Here is a 14,713-nt window from a genome sequence, read left to right on the forward strand (position 1 = left end):
TCCCGTGACTCATGAAAGGGGGCGGGTCTCGTCCCGCCCCCTTTCGTACGCCTCCGTATGACCGAGGGACCCGGCGTTTTCCGCGTCGGGTGCCCTACTAGACTTATGACCCAACACCCGGCACACGCCGGGTGGTGACCCGAGGAGCCACCCTTGGCTGCTGAGCTGCACGTCGAGCTGGTCGCCGCGGACCGGAGTGTCTGGTCCGGCGAGGCCACCCTGGTCATCGCGCGCACCACGTCCGGCGACATCGGCGTCATGCCCGGCCACCAGCCGCTGCTCGGTGTGCTGGAGTCGGGCCCGGTGACCATCCGTACGAGTGAGGGCGGGACTGTCGTCGCCGCCGTGCACGGCGGTTTCATCACGTTCGCCGACAACAAGCTGTCGCTGCTCGCCGAGATCGCCGAGCTGGCGGACGAGATCGACCCCCAGCGCGCCGAGCGTGCGCTGGAGCGCGCGAAGGCCGAGTCGGACGCCGCCGCCGAGCGGCGCGCCGAAGTCCGGCTGCGCGCGGTAGCGGTGCACTAGGTCCCGGCCGGTCGATCGACTGGGCGGGGCCTGAGCACCGCGCCGACACGTTGTGCCCTCAGCCGCGGTCCGGTCTGGAATCATCCAGATCGTGCCGCGGCTGAGGTCGATGCAGGTGCAGGGTGTATTTCGTTGAACGAACGATGCGAGGAGGTCGGTGGAGATGTTCCTCGCTCTGCTGGTGAGCGCCCTGGTCGTCGCACTGGTGGTGATCGCGCTCTTCGTGTTCGGACTGCGCCGGCGGCTGATCCAGCGCTCCGGCGGCACCTTCGACTGCAGCCTGCGCTGGAACGTGCCGGACGACGGTGACGTCTCCGGCAAGGGATGGGTGTACGGCGTCGCCCGCTACAGCGGCGACCGGATCGCCTGGTTCCGGGTCTTCTCGTACGCGCCCCGCCCGCGCCGCACCCTGGAACGCTCCGGCATCGAGGTGCTCGCGCGCCGGATGCCCGAGGGCGAGGAGGAGCTGGCGCTGCTCTCCGACTCGGTGGTGCTGGGGTGTCTGCATCACGGGCGGCATGTGGAGCTGGCGATGAGCGAGGACGCGCTCACCGGTTTCCTCGCCTGGCTGGAGGCGGCTCCTCCCGGACAGCGTGTCAATGTGGCCTGACATACCCCGGGTGGGGGCGGGGGAGTGCCATGTCTGGATCGCCGACGCCGTCCGCGTACCGTCGCAGCAGCCACTGCTGGAGCTGCTCGACGCGCGCGAGCGGGCACGCCATGACGCTTACGTACGGGAATCGGATCGCGCGCTGTATCTGACCGCGCACGCCCTGCTTCGGCAGGTCGTCGCCGCGCAGCTCGGGGGCGACCCGCGCGAGGTGCGGTTCACGCACGAGTGCCGGCACTGCGACCGGCCGGAGCCGCACGGGAAGCCGGGGCTGGTGGACTCGGCCCTGGAGCTGTCGTTGTCGCACTCGGGGGACCGGGTGGCGGTCGCGCTGTCGCTCCCCGGGCCGGTCGGCGTGGACATCGAGCGGGTGGCGGACGACGGCCGGGCGGCGGACCTCGCGCCGGTGGTGCTGGCCGCGGCCGAGCGGGATGAGCTGGAGCGGCTGTCGGCGGGGGAGCGGGCGTGGGGTTTCACCCGCTACTGGGCGCGGAAGGAAGCGGTGCTCAAGGCGACCGGGGACGGGCTGATGGTGGAGCCCGCGCTGGTGACGGTGAGCGCGCCGGGGGCACCGGCCGCGCTGCTGGAGTGGCGGGAACGAGCGGAGCCGCACCTGCCGGTGCGGCTCCATGATGTCGACGCGGGTGACGGCTACCGGGCAGCGGTCGCCGTCCTGGGCGATCAGTGCCGCGTGGTGCGGCACGAGGTGGGCCTCTCTACTTGAGGCCGTTGCTGATGGCGCTCACCAGCTCCCCGTTCGCGGTGTCACCGCTGAACTCCCAGAAGAACGCGCCGCCCAGGCCCTGGTTCTTCGCCCAGCCCATCTTGGACGTGACGGTGGCCGGGGTGTCGTAACTCCACCAGTTGGTGCCGCAGTGCGCGTACGCGGTGCCGGCGACCGTGCCGTTGGCGGGGCAGGAGTTCTTGAGGACCTTGTAGTCCTCGATGCCCTGCTCGTACGTGCCGGCCGCCGGGCCCGTGGCGGTGCCGCCCGGCTCCTTCTGCGTCACGCCGGTCCAGCCGCGGCCGTAGAAGCCGATGCCGAGGAGCAGCTTGGCCGACGGGACGCCCTTGGCCTTGAACTTGGCGATCGCCTCGGCGGAGTTGAAGCCCGCCTGTGGGATCCCCGGGTACGAGGTGAGCGGGGAGTGCGGGGCCGTCGGGCCCTTGGCGGCCCAGGCGCCGAAGAAGTCGTACGTCATCACGTTGTACCAGTCGACGTAGCTCGCGGCGCCGCCGTAGTCGGCCGCGTCGATCTTGCCGCCGGAGGAGGCGTCGGCGGTGACGGCCGCGGTGACCAGGTTGTTCGTACCGAACTTGGCGCGCATGGCCTTCATCATGTTGGTGAAGGCCGCCGGGCCGCTGGTGTCGCAGGACAGGCCGCAGGCGTTGGGGTACTCCCAGTCCAGGTCGATGCCGTCGAAGACGTCGGCCCAGCGCGGGTCCTCGACCAGGTCGTAGCACGACTGGGCGAAGGCGGCCGGGTTCTGCACCGCCTGGCCGAAGCCGCCGGACCAGGTCCAGCCGCCGAACGACCACAGCACCTTGATGTGCGGGTACTGGGCCTTCAGCTTGCGCAGCTGGTTGAAGTTGCCGCGCAGCGGCTGGTCCCAGGTGTCGGCCTTGCCGTCGACGGACTGGTCGGCGGTGTAGGCCTTGTCGTAGTCGGCGAAGGCGTCACCGATGGTGCACTTGCCGTTCTGGACGTTGCCGAAGGCGTAGTTGACGTGTGTGATCTTCTGCGCGGAGCCGGACGTCACCAGGTTTTTGACGTGGTAGTTGCGCCCGTAGACGCCCCAGTTGGTGAAGTAGCCGAGGTTGACCTTGGCGCCGGGGCCAGGTCCCGGGCCGGGGCCAGGTCCCGGGCCGGGGTCGGTGCCGCCGCCGGTGGTGCGCACGGCGCGGGAGCCGCTGACCGGTCCGGTCTGGTCGGCGGTGTCACGGGCCTGGACGGCGTACGAGTAGTCGGTGCCGGCCGTCAGCCCGGTGTTGGTGTACGCCAGCCCCGTCACCGTGGCGACCTTGACGCCGTCGCGCAGCACGTCGTAGTTCTTGACGCCCTTGTCGTCGGTGGCGGCGGTCCACGTCAGCTTCACCGAGGTGTTGGTGATCTCGGAGGCACTGGGGGTGCCGGGTGCGGAGGGCGGCTTGTCACCGGGGACGGTGGGGCCGCCGTCGCACGATCCGCCGTTGATCTTGCAGCCGGAGGGGGATCCGGTGCCCGTGCCGTTGAACCCGAAGGAGACGGAGGCGCCGGGGGCGAGGGTGCCGTTCCAGCCGACGTTCTTGGCGGTCCAGTGGGTGCCGCTGCTGGTGACGGTCGCGTCCCAGGCGGAGGTGACCGACGTACCGGAGGGGAAGTCCCACTCGACGGTCCAGGAGGAGAGGGAGGTGGTGCCGGTGTTCTTCACCGTCCACTTGCCCTCGAAGCCGGAGCCCCAGTCGGAGACCTTGGTGTACGTGGCGGTCGCCGAGGTCGCGGCCTGGGCGGGGGACGCGAGGCCGACCATGGCGGCCAGCGGCAGCAGCAGGGCGGTGAGTCCGGCCGTGGCTCTGGCCCGGAATCTCGTTCTGCGTGGAAGTGCTTGAGTGCTCAACGGTGCTCCTCAAGATGCGGACGGACAACGGTGGGGGTCCGTGAAAGGTGCGCGCCGTGAGCGTAGGAAGGTCTGGACCAATCGTCAATAGGTCCAGACCATAGGTGCGTCGGTTGGTGTCACACTCCCAACTCCTGCGCCAGCACCGCCGCCTGCACCCTGCTGCGCAGCTCCAGTTTCCCCAGCAGCCGGCTCACATGGGTCTTCACCGTCGCCTCCGCCATCCGCAGCCGTACCGCGATCTCCGCGTTCGACAGCCCCTCGCCCAGGCACGACAGCACCTCCCGCTCCCGCCTCGTCAGCACGTCGAGCACCGACGGATCGGGCGCGTTCTCCCCCCGTACCGGCCGCGCCGGCGCCGCGAACTCGGCGATCAGGCGGCGCGTCACCGCCGGGGCGATCAGGCCCTCGCCGCGCGCCACCGTCCGTACCGCCTCGATCAGGTCCTTCGCGTCGGTGTTCTTCAGCAGGAACCCGGCCGCCCCGGCGCGCAGCGCCCCGAAGACGTACTCGTCCAGATCGAACGTCGTCAGGACCAGAACGTCGGCGAGGGAGTCGGCAACCACCTGACGGGTCGCCGACACACCGTCCAGGCGCGGCATCTGAACGTCCATCAACACCAGGTCCGGCCGCAGCTCGCGCGCGAGCCGCACCGCCTCCTCGCCGTCCCCGGCCTCGCCGACCACCTCGATGCCGGGCGCGCTGCCCAGGATGAGGACCAGCCCGGCGCGCACCGCGCTCTGGTCCTCGGCGACGAGCACACGCACCTGTGGGGTTCCGGTCATGCCGACGGCTCCTTGTCGTCCTCCGCCACGGGCAGCTCCGCCCGTACCCGCCAGATCTTCTCGCCCCGCTCCTCGACCGGGCCCGCCTCGAACACGCCGCCCAGCAGCGCGATCCGCTCCCGCATCCCCACCAGACCGGCCCCCGACCCGGGCGCGCGGGGCCCCGGCCTCGTGGTGCCGTACGGGCTGGTCACCTCGACCGTCAGGGCGTGGTCGGCCGCGTGCAGCGTGACGGTCACCTCCCCCGCGTCCGCGTGCTTGAGCGTGTTCGTCAGCGACTCCTGCACGATGCGGTACGCCGCGAGCTCGACGGGCGCGGGAAGCCCGGTCCCGGCTCCCGGCGACCGGTCGTCGACCAGCCGGAACGTCAGGCCGCTCGCCGAGCCGTTCATCCCGGCCTGCCGCACCAGGGCGTCCAGGCCGTCGAGCGTCGGGGCGGCGGCGGGCTCGTCGTGGCCGCCGCTGTCGCGCAGCAGGCCGATCAACCGGCGCATCTCGGCCAGGCCGTCGACGCTGTTCTCCCGGATGACGCCGAGCGCGTCGCGGGACGTCTTCGGGTCGTCCAGCGAGAGCGCGGCGGTGGAGTGGATGGCGATCGCGGACAGGTGGCCCGCCACCAGGTCGTGCAGCTCCCGCGCCATCCGGGACCGCTCGGCGATCACCGCCTGCCGGCGGTCCATCTCCGCCAGCAGCGCGGTCTGCTCGGCCCGCAGCCGAGCCGCGTCGGCGGCTTCGCGGTGGTTGCGGACGACCGCGCCGGTGATGGCCGGGAAGAACGTGATCAGCGCGGTTACCACGCCGATCAGCAGTGCCTCCGGCTCCCGGAACCAGGCCAGGAAGCCGAGCGTCACCGCGATCGTGATCAGCCCGGTGGTCACGGGGATCCGGCGGGCGGAGGCGGGCGGCCCGTACACCACGGCGGCGTACACGATGTCGGCGAACATCACGACCGTCATGAGGTTGCCCCGGGTGAACTGGTCCGCGACCACCGCGACCGTCCCGGCGAGCAGCGCCGTACGCGGCATGGTCCGGCGTACGAACGCCAGCGCGGTCATCGCCAGCAGCGGCACCAGCACCACCGGACCGGCGGGCACCCGCGCCCGTGGGCCCTGTGTGTAGAGCCCGAACGACCACAGCAGCAGGCCGCAGGCCAGCCCGGCGGCGCCGATCAGCACGTCGTCGCGGTGCGTACGGGGAAGTCTCACCCGTCCATCCAACACGGTGCGCGCCGCCCGGACCTCGCCGTGCGGTCGGAGCGCCGACTACATCGAAAGATGCAGTACCGATTCGTCACCGGTGACGACGCCGCGGCGCGCGGCGGCCGCAAGGCTGGAGCGGTACCGAAGGGAGAGTGCCGTGGTCGTCGCGCTCATCGTGATCTGCGAGGTCGGCTTCTGGGTGCTGCTGGCCGCCGGCCTCGCCACCCGCTACCTGCTGAAGATGCCCCGCACCGGCGCGGCGCTGCTGCTGTGCGAGCCGCTGCTGGAGGTCGTCCTGCTGGTCGTCACCGCGATGGACCTCAAGAACGGCGCCGAGCCCAGCGCGAGGCACGGCGTGGCCGCGCTGTACATCGGCTACACCGTGGGCCACGGCCACCGCACCGTGAAGTGGCTCGACGGCCACGCCGCCCACCGCCTCGCGGGCGCCCCGCGCCCGGTGGGGCCGCCCCGCTACGGCATGGCCCGCGCCCGCCACGAGGGCCGCGTCTGGCTGGGCACGCTGGTCGCGGCGGCCGTCGCCACCGCCCTGCTGTGGCTCGCGATCCTGTACGTGGACGACGCGGCCCGCACCGGTTCGCTGGAGAGCTGGATGGGCGCGGCGTGGCGGACGGCCGGCATCCACGGCCTGATCGCCCTGTCGTACGCGATCTGGCCGCGGAAAGCTCCTGTGGACGAGGCATCGGAACCTGTGGGCGTACGCGAATGACTACGCTCAGGGGAATGGACGACTCCGTACCCGCGCGCGACGTTCACCCCGCGTCCGACGCCCTGGAGGCCGCCGCCGACGAACATCTCGCCCGGCGGGCCCTGCGGAGCCTCGCCGAGGAGGGCGCCGCGCCCCGCGCCACGATGGCCGACGTGCTCGCCGATCTCGCGGACCGCTTCAGCGCTCCCCGCCCGGCACCCACAGCACGTCCCCGACCTCCTTGTTCGCCGTCCGCGCCAGGATGAACAGCAGGTCGGAGAGGCGGTTGAGGTACGTCGCCGTCAGGGCGTTCATCGTGTCGCCGTGGACCTCCAGTGCCGCCCACGTCGAGCGCTCGGCGCGGCGGACGACCGTGCAGGCCTGGTGCAACAGGGCCGCGCCGGGCGTGCCGCCCGGGAGGATGAAGGAGCGCAGCTTGTCGAGGTCCTCCAGGAACCGGTCGCAGTCCGCCTCCAGCTTGTCGACGTACGACTGCTCCACCCGCAGCGGCGGGTACTTCGGGTCCTCGACCACCGGCGTCGACAGGTCCGCACCCACGTCGAACAGGTCGTTCTGGACGCGGACGAGGACCTTGACGACCGACTCGTCGAGGCCGCCCAGCGCGATCGCGGTGCCGATGACCGCGTTGGCCTCGTTGGCGTCGGCGTACGCCGCGATCCGCAGGTCCGTCTTGGCGGTGCGGCTCATGTCGCCGAGTGCCGTCGTGCCCTTGTCGCCGGTGCGGGTGTAGATGCGCGTCAGATTGACCATGCGGCCAGCCTAGTTACGCGCGGGCCCTCCGGAACACACCTGTGCCCACCGTCACGGCCAGGCCCGCGAAAGCGGCCGCGACCAGCACCCCGTACAGCAGGTAGCGGAACGGCATCAGGTGCGAGAGGGCGTCGAGCCAGGCCGGGGCCAGCGCCATCGGCAGCATCAGGCCGGACAGCAGCATCGACGGCATGGCCACGGCGTTGATGGCCGGCCCGAACTCCTGCGGCTTGGGCAGCTTCAGTGCCGGCGCGTACGACAGCGACGCCGGCGCGACCGTCAGGACGGCGACGAACCCGAACCCGATCAGGATCCCGCCCAGCGGCGCCCGCAGCCCCACCGCCACGGCGGCCAGCACGAGCACCGCCTGGAAGACGAAGAGCGCGGCGTCCCGCAGGACCCGCCCCAGCAGCAGCGCCAGCCGGCTGACCGGGGTGACGCATCCGCTCGACGACCCCCATCTGCTTCTCGATGATGATCGCGAACCCGGCGGACGACGCGCCGAAGAGGCCGAGCTGGAGCAGCTGCCCGGGGACGAGGACCTGCCAGGAGTCGCCGTCCGAGGCGAGCGGCAGGCCGGTGAGCAGCGGGCCGAAGAAGACCAGGTACAGCAGCGGCATCAGGACACCGAAGAGCAGCTGGAACCTGGAGCGCAGCGTCTGGCGGGCGTACCGCCCGAAGACGAGCGCGGTGTCGTGCAACAGCATCCGGATCTCCTGGACGGCGATGGGCGTGGTGTCGACGGGCGCCGGGCCGCGCCCGGTGATGGCGAGGAAGGTGTCCTGGAGCGACGCGCCGGCCGACCCGGCGTACCGCTCCTTGAGCGCGGCCGGGGTGCCCTCCGCGACGACCGCGCCCTTGTCGACGACGACGAGCCGGTCGGACACGGCCTCGTCGAGGTGGTGGGTGGTGAGGAAGACGGTCGTGCCGTACGCGTCGCGCAGCCGCCGCACCAGCTGCCCCAGGTCGGCGCGGCTGCCGGGGTCGAGGCCGGTGGTCGGCTCGTCGAGGAAGAGGACCTCGGGGCGGTGCGGGAGCCCCATCGCGATGTCCAGGCGCCGCCGCTGCCCACCGGACAGCGCCGCGCACGGGCGGTCCAGCAGCCCGGCCAGGTCCAGGTCGCGCGCCAGTTCGCCGGCGCGGGCGGCCGCCTCGGCCCTGGAGAGCCGGTAGAGCCGGCCCCTGGGTGACCAGTTCCTCGCGTACGGAGACGGACAGGTCGACGCCGCCGGACTGGGCGGCGTACCCGGTCCGCTGCCGCACACCGGCGGGCTCGCCGACCAGGTCGCGGCCGGCGACCGTGGCGGCGCCGCCGATCGGCGGGAGGAGCGTGGTGAGCATGCGCAGCGTGGCGGTCTTCCCGGCGCCGTTGGGGCCGAGGAGACCGCGGCCGCCGGCGACGACCCGATGCCGACGCTCGTCGCCGGACAGCTCTCCTGGATCCACAGCACGCTCATGGCCTGGATCGGCATTCGAGATGGTCAAGCGCCGCGACATCGGCGAGGTCGCCCGCTAAGCCCTCGGCCTGCTCGACGAGATGGAGGAGCTGATGGGGCGCAAGGTGCTGGAGTACGCGGTACGGCCGGCCGGGTGAACCGGCTCACCGGTCCGTGGGAACTCACCCCGCGGCCCGTATCGGTGTGATGTCCGTCATTCGAGACGTGACGCGCATCTCTTCGGCGCCACACGGCCGCGCGCGCCCGCTAACCTCCGCGAAGAGCCGAAGAGTAAACGGGTGTTAAGGGGAAGATCGTGGCCAGGAAGCTCGCCGTCATCGGGGCCGGACTCATGGGGTCCGGAATCGCGCAGGTCTCGGCCCAGGCGGGCTGGGAGGTCGTGCTGCGTGACGTCACCGACGCGGCCCTGACCCGCGGCACCGACGGCATCAAGGCCTCGTACGACAAGTTCGTCGCCAAGGGCAGGCTCGAAGCCGCCGACGCCGAGGCCGCCCTGGCCCGGATCACCACGACCACCGACATGGACGCGGCCGCCGACGCCGACATCGTCGTCGAAGCCGTCTTCGAGAAGCTGGACGTCAAGCACGACATCTTCCGTGCGCTCGACAAGCTCGTACGCGACGACGCCGTCCTCGCCTCCAACACCTCCGCCATCCCGATCACCAAGATCGCGGCCGTGACGGAGCGTCCGGAGCGCGTCGTCGGCACCCACTTCTTCTCACCCGTCCCGATGATGCAGCTGTGCGAACTGGTACGCGGCTACAAGACCAGCGACGAAACCCTCGCCACCGCACGCGAGTTCGCCGAGTCGGTCGGCAAGACCTGCATCGTCGTCAACCGTGACGTCGCCGGGTTCGTGACGACCCGTCTGATCTCCGCCCTCGTCGTCGAAGCGGCGAAGCTGTACGAATCGGGCGTCGCCTCCGCCGAGGACATCGACATCGCCTGCAAGCTGGGCTTCGGCCACGCCATGGGCCCGCTCGCGACCGCCGACCTCACCGGCGTGGACATCCTGCTGCACGCCACCAGCAACATCTACACCGAGTCCCAGGACGAGAAGTTCGCCCCTCCGGAGCTGATGCGCCGGATGGTGGACGCGGGTGACATCGGCCGCAAGAGCGGGCAGGGCTTCTACAAGCACTGAGCCGTATCGACCGTTTCGCCATCACCCCTCGGGGTGAATTCGGTATCGGTTCGCTTACAAGGCGCAACTGGTCCGCCGGTCAGGCAGTCAGTTGTTGCATAGAAGTACGTGACGACGAAAGACGTGCACGACGCACAGACGTGACGACAACGCACTCTCGGGGAGCGCATATGCACATCAGGGGCGACCACGCCGAGCTGGTCGTCGGGGGCCGCCTCGACGTCCGCAGCGCGGCGGACGCCCGTACGGTCCTGCACTCGGCCGTCGACGACGGAGCCGGCGACCTGGTGCTCGACCTGACCGGCCTCGACTCCTGGGACGCCACCGGCCTCGGAGTCATCATGGGCGCCCACCGGCGAGCGGGCCGCTGCGGCCGCCGGCTGGTGCTGCGGGGCGTACCGCCCCAGATGCAGCGCCTGCTGGTGGCCACCCGGCTGCACCGCATCCTCGCCATCGAGGGCGGCATCGCCGCCGAAACGTTGCCCCGGGTGTAACGGTACGGGCCTGGTAAACCGCACCAGGCGCCCAATCCTCACAAGACCGTGACGTCTTGGGCGCCGTGCCACCCCGGCTCTTCATTCATACTGAGCGAAGGTCTAGGGTTCGGTCGCCTGCCGATTGACGGACCCACCCGGCAGGCACCGGACCAGAAGCGACAGCGGGCGTGCAAGGCCGGGAGGGGCTTCGGCGCAGCACGCTTTTGGGAGCTTTCACATGGACCCGATCAACCGGGGACCGGAAGACTTCGGCCACGACGACGACCGCGGCGGCGACAGCGACGGCCGGCCGCGCACCACGCGCGACGACGGCCCGACGCCCGCCCACGGGCAGGGCGGCGCACCACCGGGCAAGGCCCGTACCGCCCAGCTCGTCTCGGGCGACCTCCTGCTCACCATCAACCCGATAGACGGCAGCGAGATCGAACCGTGCCCGCCCGGGCGCCTGCCGGAACCGCCCGGCCGCCACACCCCCGAGGAGCGCGCCGACCTCACCCGCGCGGCCGGCCCGCCCGTACCGCCCGGCCCCGCGGCCCCGCCGCTGCCCCTCCTGGAGCGCCAGGAGGAGCGCGAGCGGCTGGTCCGGCTGCTGTCCCGCGGCCGCTCCGTACGGCTCACCGGACCGGCCGGCTCCGGGCGCACCTCGCTGCTCGCCGCCGTCGCGTCCGACTGCGCCGGCCTCGCGCCCGACGGTGTCGTCCGGCTCTCCGGCCACCACCGCACGCCCACCGAGCTGCTGTACGAGCTGTTCGCCACCGTCCACCGCGCGCCGGCCCACCGCCCCGACCGCGCCGGGCTGCTGGCCGCCGTCCACGAGATCGGCGCGGTCGTCGTCCTGGACGACCTGGAGTTCGGCGGCGCCGCGCTGGACGAGCTCCTCGCCGCCACCCCCGAGTGCGCGTACCTGCTCGCCGCCACGCCCGACGTCGCCGCGCCCTCCGCCGACTCCCACCTCGAAGAGGTGTTCCTCTCCGGGCTCGACCGCAGCTCCGCGCTGGAGCTGCTGGAGCGCGGCGTCGACCGGCCGCTCACCGACGACGAGGCCAACTGGGCCGGTGACCTCTGGTTCGAGTCCGAGGGCCTGCCGCTGCGGTTCGTCCAGGCCGGCGCCCTGCTGCGGCAGCGCGACGAACTGCGCGCCGGCCCGTCGGGCGACGAGGACGACGACAACGTCTTCGCCGACGGCCGCGAGGCACCGCTGCCTTCGCTCGGCGACGGCGCGGCCCCCGCCCCGCTGCTCGCCTCCCGGCTCTCCGAGTCGGCCCGCGAGACCCTGCGCTTCGCCGTCGCGCTCGGCGGGGAGGTGCCGCACCAGGCGCACCTGCCGGCGCTCGTCAACGACACGCACGCGGACGCCGCCCTCGGCGAGCTGCTGCGCTGCGGACTGCTCACCCCGGTCGGCACCCGCTACCGGCTCGCCGCCGGGGTCATGGCGCAGCTCGCCGCCAAGGGCTACGACGAGGGCGCCGCCGACCGCGCCCACACCGCCGCCCACCACTACGCCTGGTGGGTCGGCCACCCCTCGGTCAGCCCGGAGCGGGCGGCCGCCGAGGCGGACGCCGTACTGGCCGCGCTGACCGCGCTGGTGCAGGCCGCCGCGGACAGCGGCTCGGGCGGCTCGGGAGTACCCGCCGTGGGGAGTGCCTTCGGCGGCCCGGGCGGCTCCGACACCCCTGGCGGCTCGGCCGGCCTGGTCTCCGCGTCCTCCGCCGACGAGGAGGAGGGGTACGCCGACACGGCGGTCGTGCTGGCCCGCAGTGCGGCGCCCGCGTTCGCGGCCGGGCTGCACTGGGGCGCCTGGGAGCGGGCGCTGCGGACCGGCGCGGAGGCGGCCCGGCACGCCGGCGAGGTGGCCGAGGAGGCCTACTTCCATCACGAGTTGGGCGTCCTCGCGCTGTGCGCCGGGAACCTGGACCGGGCCCGCGCCGAGCTGGAGGCGTCCATCGCCATGCGCGGCGCCCTCGCCGACAAGCGCGGCACGGTGGCCGGCCGGCGGGCCCTGGCCCTGGTCGCCGACCGCGAGCGCGGGCCGCTGCTGGGCGGCAGGACGGCGGCGGGCGAGGAGGTGCCCGCGGCGCGGTACGAGGAGTCGGCGTCCCCGCCCGGCGGCGTACCGGCGGCCACGCCCACGCCCAAGCCGAAGCCGGCCGCCTTGCCGGGCCTCAGCGGTGACACCGAGACGCTCATCGCCCCCCAGAGCCCGCCAGCCCCGGCGGCCAAGGCCGGGCCCACCGCGCGGCGCACCATCCTGAACGGGGCCCGGCGCAACCTGGTGGCGGCCGGCGCGGGCGCCATCCTCGCGGCCGTCCTGGGCACGGTGGTGACCCTGGGCGCGACCTCGGGCGGTGACGACGGCAAGGGCGGCTCGGGCGGGGTCACGTCCGACCAGTCGGCCAACGAGGACGGTGGCGACGGCGGCCTCGACGCGGACGAGCCGGACCAGGGCTCCACCCGCGACCCCGGTGACGACGGCGGGGACAGCGGCGGCACGGGCGGTTCCGGCTCCGGTTCCCCCGGTACGCCCGGCTCCTCGGCCCGCCCGGGCGAGACCGGCTCCGCCGGCACCCCGTCCACCCCGTCGGGCGACCCGTCCACCACGACGGGCGGCACGACCCCGACTACGTCCGGGCCCAGCACGGGCAGCCCCACCAGCAGTGGGCCCACCACGGGCGCCCCGACGACGGGTGGCACGACGTCCGGCGGTACGACGAGCGGGTCCACGTCAGGTGAGACGACGACGGGATCGACGTCCGGCGAGACGACGACCGGTGAGACGACGAGCGGGTCCACGTCAGGTGAGACGACGACGGGATCGACGTCCGGCGAGACGACGACCGGTGAGACGACGACCGGGTCCACGTCCGGTGAGACGACGACGGGCGAGACGACGTCCGGTGCGGGAGGCGGCACCACCAGCGGTGAGACCGACGGCGGCACCGAGACCACCGGCGGTGCCGGCGGCGCCACCCAGAGCGCGCCCGCCACCAGCAGCGACCCCACCCCGACCGGGACGGCCGCCTGAGACACGCGTACGGCCCCGGGATCCCTGACGGAACCCGGGGCCGTACGCGTACCGAAAACGGCTCAGAACAGCCGCAGCTTGTCGTCCTCGATGCCGCGCAGCGCGTCGTAGTCCAGCACCACGCACCCGATCCCGCGGTCCGTCGCCAGGACGCGGGCCTGCGGCTTGATCTCCTGGGCCGCGAAGACGCCCTTCACCGGCGCCAGATGGGGGTCGCGGTTCAGCAGCTCCAGATAGCGGGTGAGCTGCTCCACGCCGTCGATCTCGCCACGCCGCTTGATCTCCACGGCCACGGTCGCGCCGTCCGCGTCGCGGCACAGGATGTCGACCGGCCCGATGGCGGTCGGGTACTCGCGGCGGATCAGTGTGTACCCGTCGCCGAGTGTCTCGATCCGGTCGGCGAGCAGCTCCTGGAGGTGTGCTTCCACGCCGTCCTTGATGAGGCCGGGATCGACACCGAGTTCGTGCGACGAGTCGTGGAGGATTTCCTCCATCGTGATGATCAGTTTCTCGCCCGCTTTGTTCACGACCGTCCAAACACGGTCATCACCCTCCTTGAGGGTGCACGGCGGCGACATCCAATTGAGCGGTTTGTACGCCCGGTCGTCGGCATGGATGGACACGCTGCCGTCTGCCTTGACCAGGATCAGACGGGGTGCGGAGGGCAGGTGGGCGGTGAGCCGGCCCGCGTAGTCCACGGAGCAGCGGGCGATGACGAGACGCATGGTCGGCAACGCTACAAGACACACGCTCTTCCGCGCGATTCGGTCCTAAACTCCCGTTCTCCCATGGCCGGTTGTCCACCCAATCTCCTGGTGCGGTCCGGACAGCGCGCTTACCGTGGAAGCGGGAGGTTGTCGCTCGTGCACGCTGCGTGTCGTTCGGGGGGCGTCCTCCTTCCCTGCCCGTAAGACCCCGGTGACCGGGGTCGCGAGAGGAGAACCCATGTCGCTCGACGTCTCACCGGCGCTGTTGGAACAGGCCGAGCGAGGCGAGGTCGACGAAGCCGACTTCGTCGACTGCGTCCGGACCTCCCTGCCCTACGCGTGGGAGATGATCAGCTCTCTGGTGGCCCAGCTGAAGGTGGACGGCGGTGCGTTCGCCGACAACCAGACGCCGCCGCCGGACGAGCAGGCGCGCGGCCAGCTGCTGCGCGCGCTGGCGAGTGACGCGATCCGGGGTGCGCTCCAGCGGCACTTCGGCGTGCGTCTGGCGTTCCAGAACTGCCACCGCGTCGCGGTGTTCCCGCTGGACTCCTCGGTCGACGAGCGGCTTGCCCGCTTCACCTCCGTACGAGCCCAGCTGCTGAACCAGTCGCCGACTCTGCGCGACTGCTGACGCCTTGTGCTGCCGCTCCGCATCGCGGGAGGTGCAACTGGTGCAGGGGCGGCAGCATG

The 14,713-nt window shown here is 72.2% G+C and carries 13 protein-coding genes and 2 pseudogenes; 8 read left to right on the plus strand and 7 right to left on the minus strand.

Features of this window, described 5'->3' with window-relative positions; all coding sequences use genetic code 11:
- The first annotated feature begins 153 nt into the window (after window positions 1–153).
- The 3 genes from BKD26_RS04980 to BKD26_RS04990 all read left to right on the plus strand — a co-directional run bounded on the left by BKD26_RS04980 (window position 154) and on the right by BKD26_RS04990 (window position 1,862).
- Window positions 154–528, plus strand: a complete 375-nt coding sequence (locus BKD26_RS04980) for a F0F1 ATP synthase subunit epsilon (RefSeq protein ID WP_073754366.1) — start codon at window positions 154–156, stop codon at window positions 526–528.
- A gap of 163 nt (window positions 529–691) precedes the next feature.
- Window positions 692–1,138, plus strand: a complete 447-nt coding sequence (locus BKD26_RS04985; RefSeq protein WP_084896130.1) for a DUF2550 domain-containing protein — start codon at window positions 692–694, stop codon at window positions 1,136–1,138.
- Window positions 1,128–1,862 (plus strand): 4'-phosphopantetheinyl transferase superfamily protein, encoded by a 735-nt coding sequence (locus BKD26_RS04990; protein ID WP_084896132.1) that lies wholly within the window; start codon window positions 1,128–1,130, stop codon window positions 1,860–1,862. Before BKD26_RS04985 ends, BKD26_RS04990 begins: the two co-directional genes overlap by 11 nt.
- On the opposite strand, the gene BKD26_RS04995 is transcribed toward BKD26_RS04990, so the two are convergent.
- The 3 genes from BKD26_RS04995 to BKD26_RS05005 all read right to left on the minus strand — a co-directional run bounded on the left by BKD26_RS04995 (window position 1,855) and on the right by BKD26_RS05005 (window position 5,725).
- A complete protein-coding gene (locus tag BKD26_RS04995; RefSeq protein ID WP_084896135.1) occupies window positions 1,855–3,735 on the minus strand; it encodes a glycoside hydrolase family 18 chitinase in 1,881 nt (626 codons plus the stop codon). The genes BKD26_RS04990 and BKD26_RS04995 overlap by 8 nt on opposite strands.
- Before the next feature lie 119 nt (window positions 3,736–3,854).
- Window positions 3,855–4,520, minus strand: a complete 666-nt coding sequence (locus BKD26_RS05000; protein ID WP_084896137.1) for a response regulator transcription factor — start codon at window positions 4,518–4,520, stop codon at window positions 3,855–3,857.
- Entirely contained in the window at window positions 4,517–5,725 is a 1,209-nt protein-coding gene (locus tag BKD26_RS05005) for a histidine kinase (protein ID WP_084896139.1), read from the minus strand. The genes BKD26_RS05000 and BKD26_RS05005 overlap by 4 nt, the downstream gene beginning before the upstream one ends.
- Window positions 5,726–5,876: 151 nt before the next feature.
- On the opposite strand from BKD26_RS05005, the gene BKD26_RS05010 reads away from it, so the two are divergent.
- On the plus strand, window positions 5,877–6,446 hold the full coding sequence (locus BKD26_RS05010) for a hypothetical protein (RefSeq protein ID WP_084896141.1): 570 nt from the start codon (window positions 5,877–5,879) through the stop codon (window positions 6,444–6,446).
- A 177-nt stretch (window positions 6,447–6,623) separates the two neighbouring features.
- Here the strand turns inward: BKD26_RS05010 and BKD26_RS05015 are convergent, their stop codons facing one another.
- The 3 genes and pseudogenes from BKD26_RS05015 to BKD26_RS41065 all read right to left on the minus strand — a co-directional run.
- On the minus strand, window positions 6,624–7,196 hold the full coding sequence (locus BKD26_RS05015) for a cob(I)yrinic acid a,c-diamide adenosyltransferase (protein WP_084896143.1): 573 nt from the start codon (window positions 7,194–7,196) through the stop codon (window positions 6,624–6,626).
- Between the two features lie 13 nt (window positions 7,197–7,209).
- Window positions 7,210–7,903, minus strand: a pseudogene (locus BKD26_RS41060) (ABC transporter permease).
- A 12-nt stretch (window positions 7,904–7,915) separates the two neighbouring features.
- A pseudogene (locus BKD26_RS41065) lies at window positions 7,916–8,582 on the minus strand (ATP-binding cassette domain-containing protein); the annotation flags it as partial.
- Between the two features lie 366 nt (window positions 8,583–8,948).
- Between BKD26_RS41065 and BKD26_RS05030 the strand changes: the two are divergent.
- From BKD26_RS05030 to BKD26_RS05040, 3 genes are all read left to right on the plus strand, one after another.
- Complete coding sequence (locus BKD26_RS05030; RefSeq protein ID WP_084896146.1) at window positions 8,949–9,797, plus strand: 3-hydroxyacyl-CoA dehydrogenase family protein; 849 nt, start codon at window positions 8,949–8,951, stop codon at window positions 9,795–9,797.
- Window positions 9,798–9,967: 170 nt separating this feature from the next.
- Window positions 9,968–10,291 carry an STAS domain-containing protein gene (locus BKD26_RS05035; RefSeq protein ID WP_031073773.1) on the plus strand — a complete coding sequence of 108 codons (324 nt, stop codon included), beginning with the start codon at window positions 9,968–9,970 and terminating at the stop codon, window positions 10,289–10,291.
- Window positions 10,292–10,511: 220 nt separating this feature from the next.
- Entirely contained in the window at window positions 10,512–13,316 is a 2,805-nt protein-coding gene (locus BKD26_RS05040) for an AAA family ATPase (protein WP_084896148.1), read from the plus strand.
- 62 nt (window positions 13,317–13,378) lie between these two features.
- On the opposite strand, the gene nucS is transcribed toward BKD26_RS05040, so the two are convergent.
- Window positions 13,379–14,041 (minus strand): endonuclease NucS, encoded by a 663-nt coding sequence (gene nucS / locus BKD26_RS05045; protein WP_179166412.1) that lies wholly within the window; start codon window positions 14,039–14,041, stop codon window positions 13,379–13,381.
- Between the two features lie 220 nt (window positions 14,042–14,261).
- On the opposite strand from nucS, the gene BKD26_RS05050 reads away from it, so the two are divergent.
- Entirely contained in the window at window positions 14,262–14,654 is a 393-nt protein-coding gene (locus BKD26_RS05050; protein ID WP_064071815.1) for an SCO5389 family protein, read from the plus strand.
- Window positions 14,655–14,713: the final 59 nt, after the last annotated feature.

This window comes from Streptomyces sp. CB03238, assembly GCF_002099185.1.
GTDB lineage: Bacteria > Actinomycetota > Actinomycetes > Streptomycetales > Streptomycetaceae > Streptomyces.

What these genes read in the sequence shown, in the direction of transcription:
- BKD26_RS05040 (WP_084896148.1), top strand. Translation starts at nt 10,512, where the DNA reads ATGGACCCGATCAACCGGGGACCGGAAGACTTCGGCCACGACGACGAC.
- BKD26_RS05050 (WP_064071815.1), top strand. Translation starts at nt 14,262, where the DNA reads ATGTCGCTCGACGTCTCACCGGCGCTGTTGGAACAGGCCGAGCGAGGC.
- BKD26_RS05000 (WP_084896137.1), bottom strand. Translation starts at nt 4,520, where the DNA reads ATGACCGGAACCCCACAGGTGCGTGTGCTCGTCGCCGAGGACCAGAGC.
- BKD26_RS04990 (WP_084896132.1), top strand. Translation starts at nt 1,128, where the DNA reads ATGTGGCCTGACATACCCCGGGTGGGGGCGGGGGAGTGCCATGTCTGG.
- BKD26_RS05035 (WP_031073773.1), top strand. Translation starts at nt 9,968, where the DNA reads ATGCACATCAGGGGCGACCACGCCGAGCTGGTCGTCGGGGGCCGCCTC.
- BKD26_RS05015 (WP_084896143.1), bottom strand. Translation starts at nt 7,196, where the DNA reads ATGGTCAATCTGACGCGCATCTACACCCGCACCGGCGACAAGGGCACG.
- BKD26_RS04985 (WP_084896130.1), top strand. Translation starts at nt 692, where the DNA reads ATGTTCCTCGCTCTGCTGGTGAGCGCCCTGGTCGTCGCACTGGTGGTG.
- nucS (WP_179166412.1), bottom strand. Translation starts at nt 14,041, where the DNA reads ATGCGTCTCGTCATCGCCCGCTGCTCCGTGGACTACGCGGGCCGGCTC.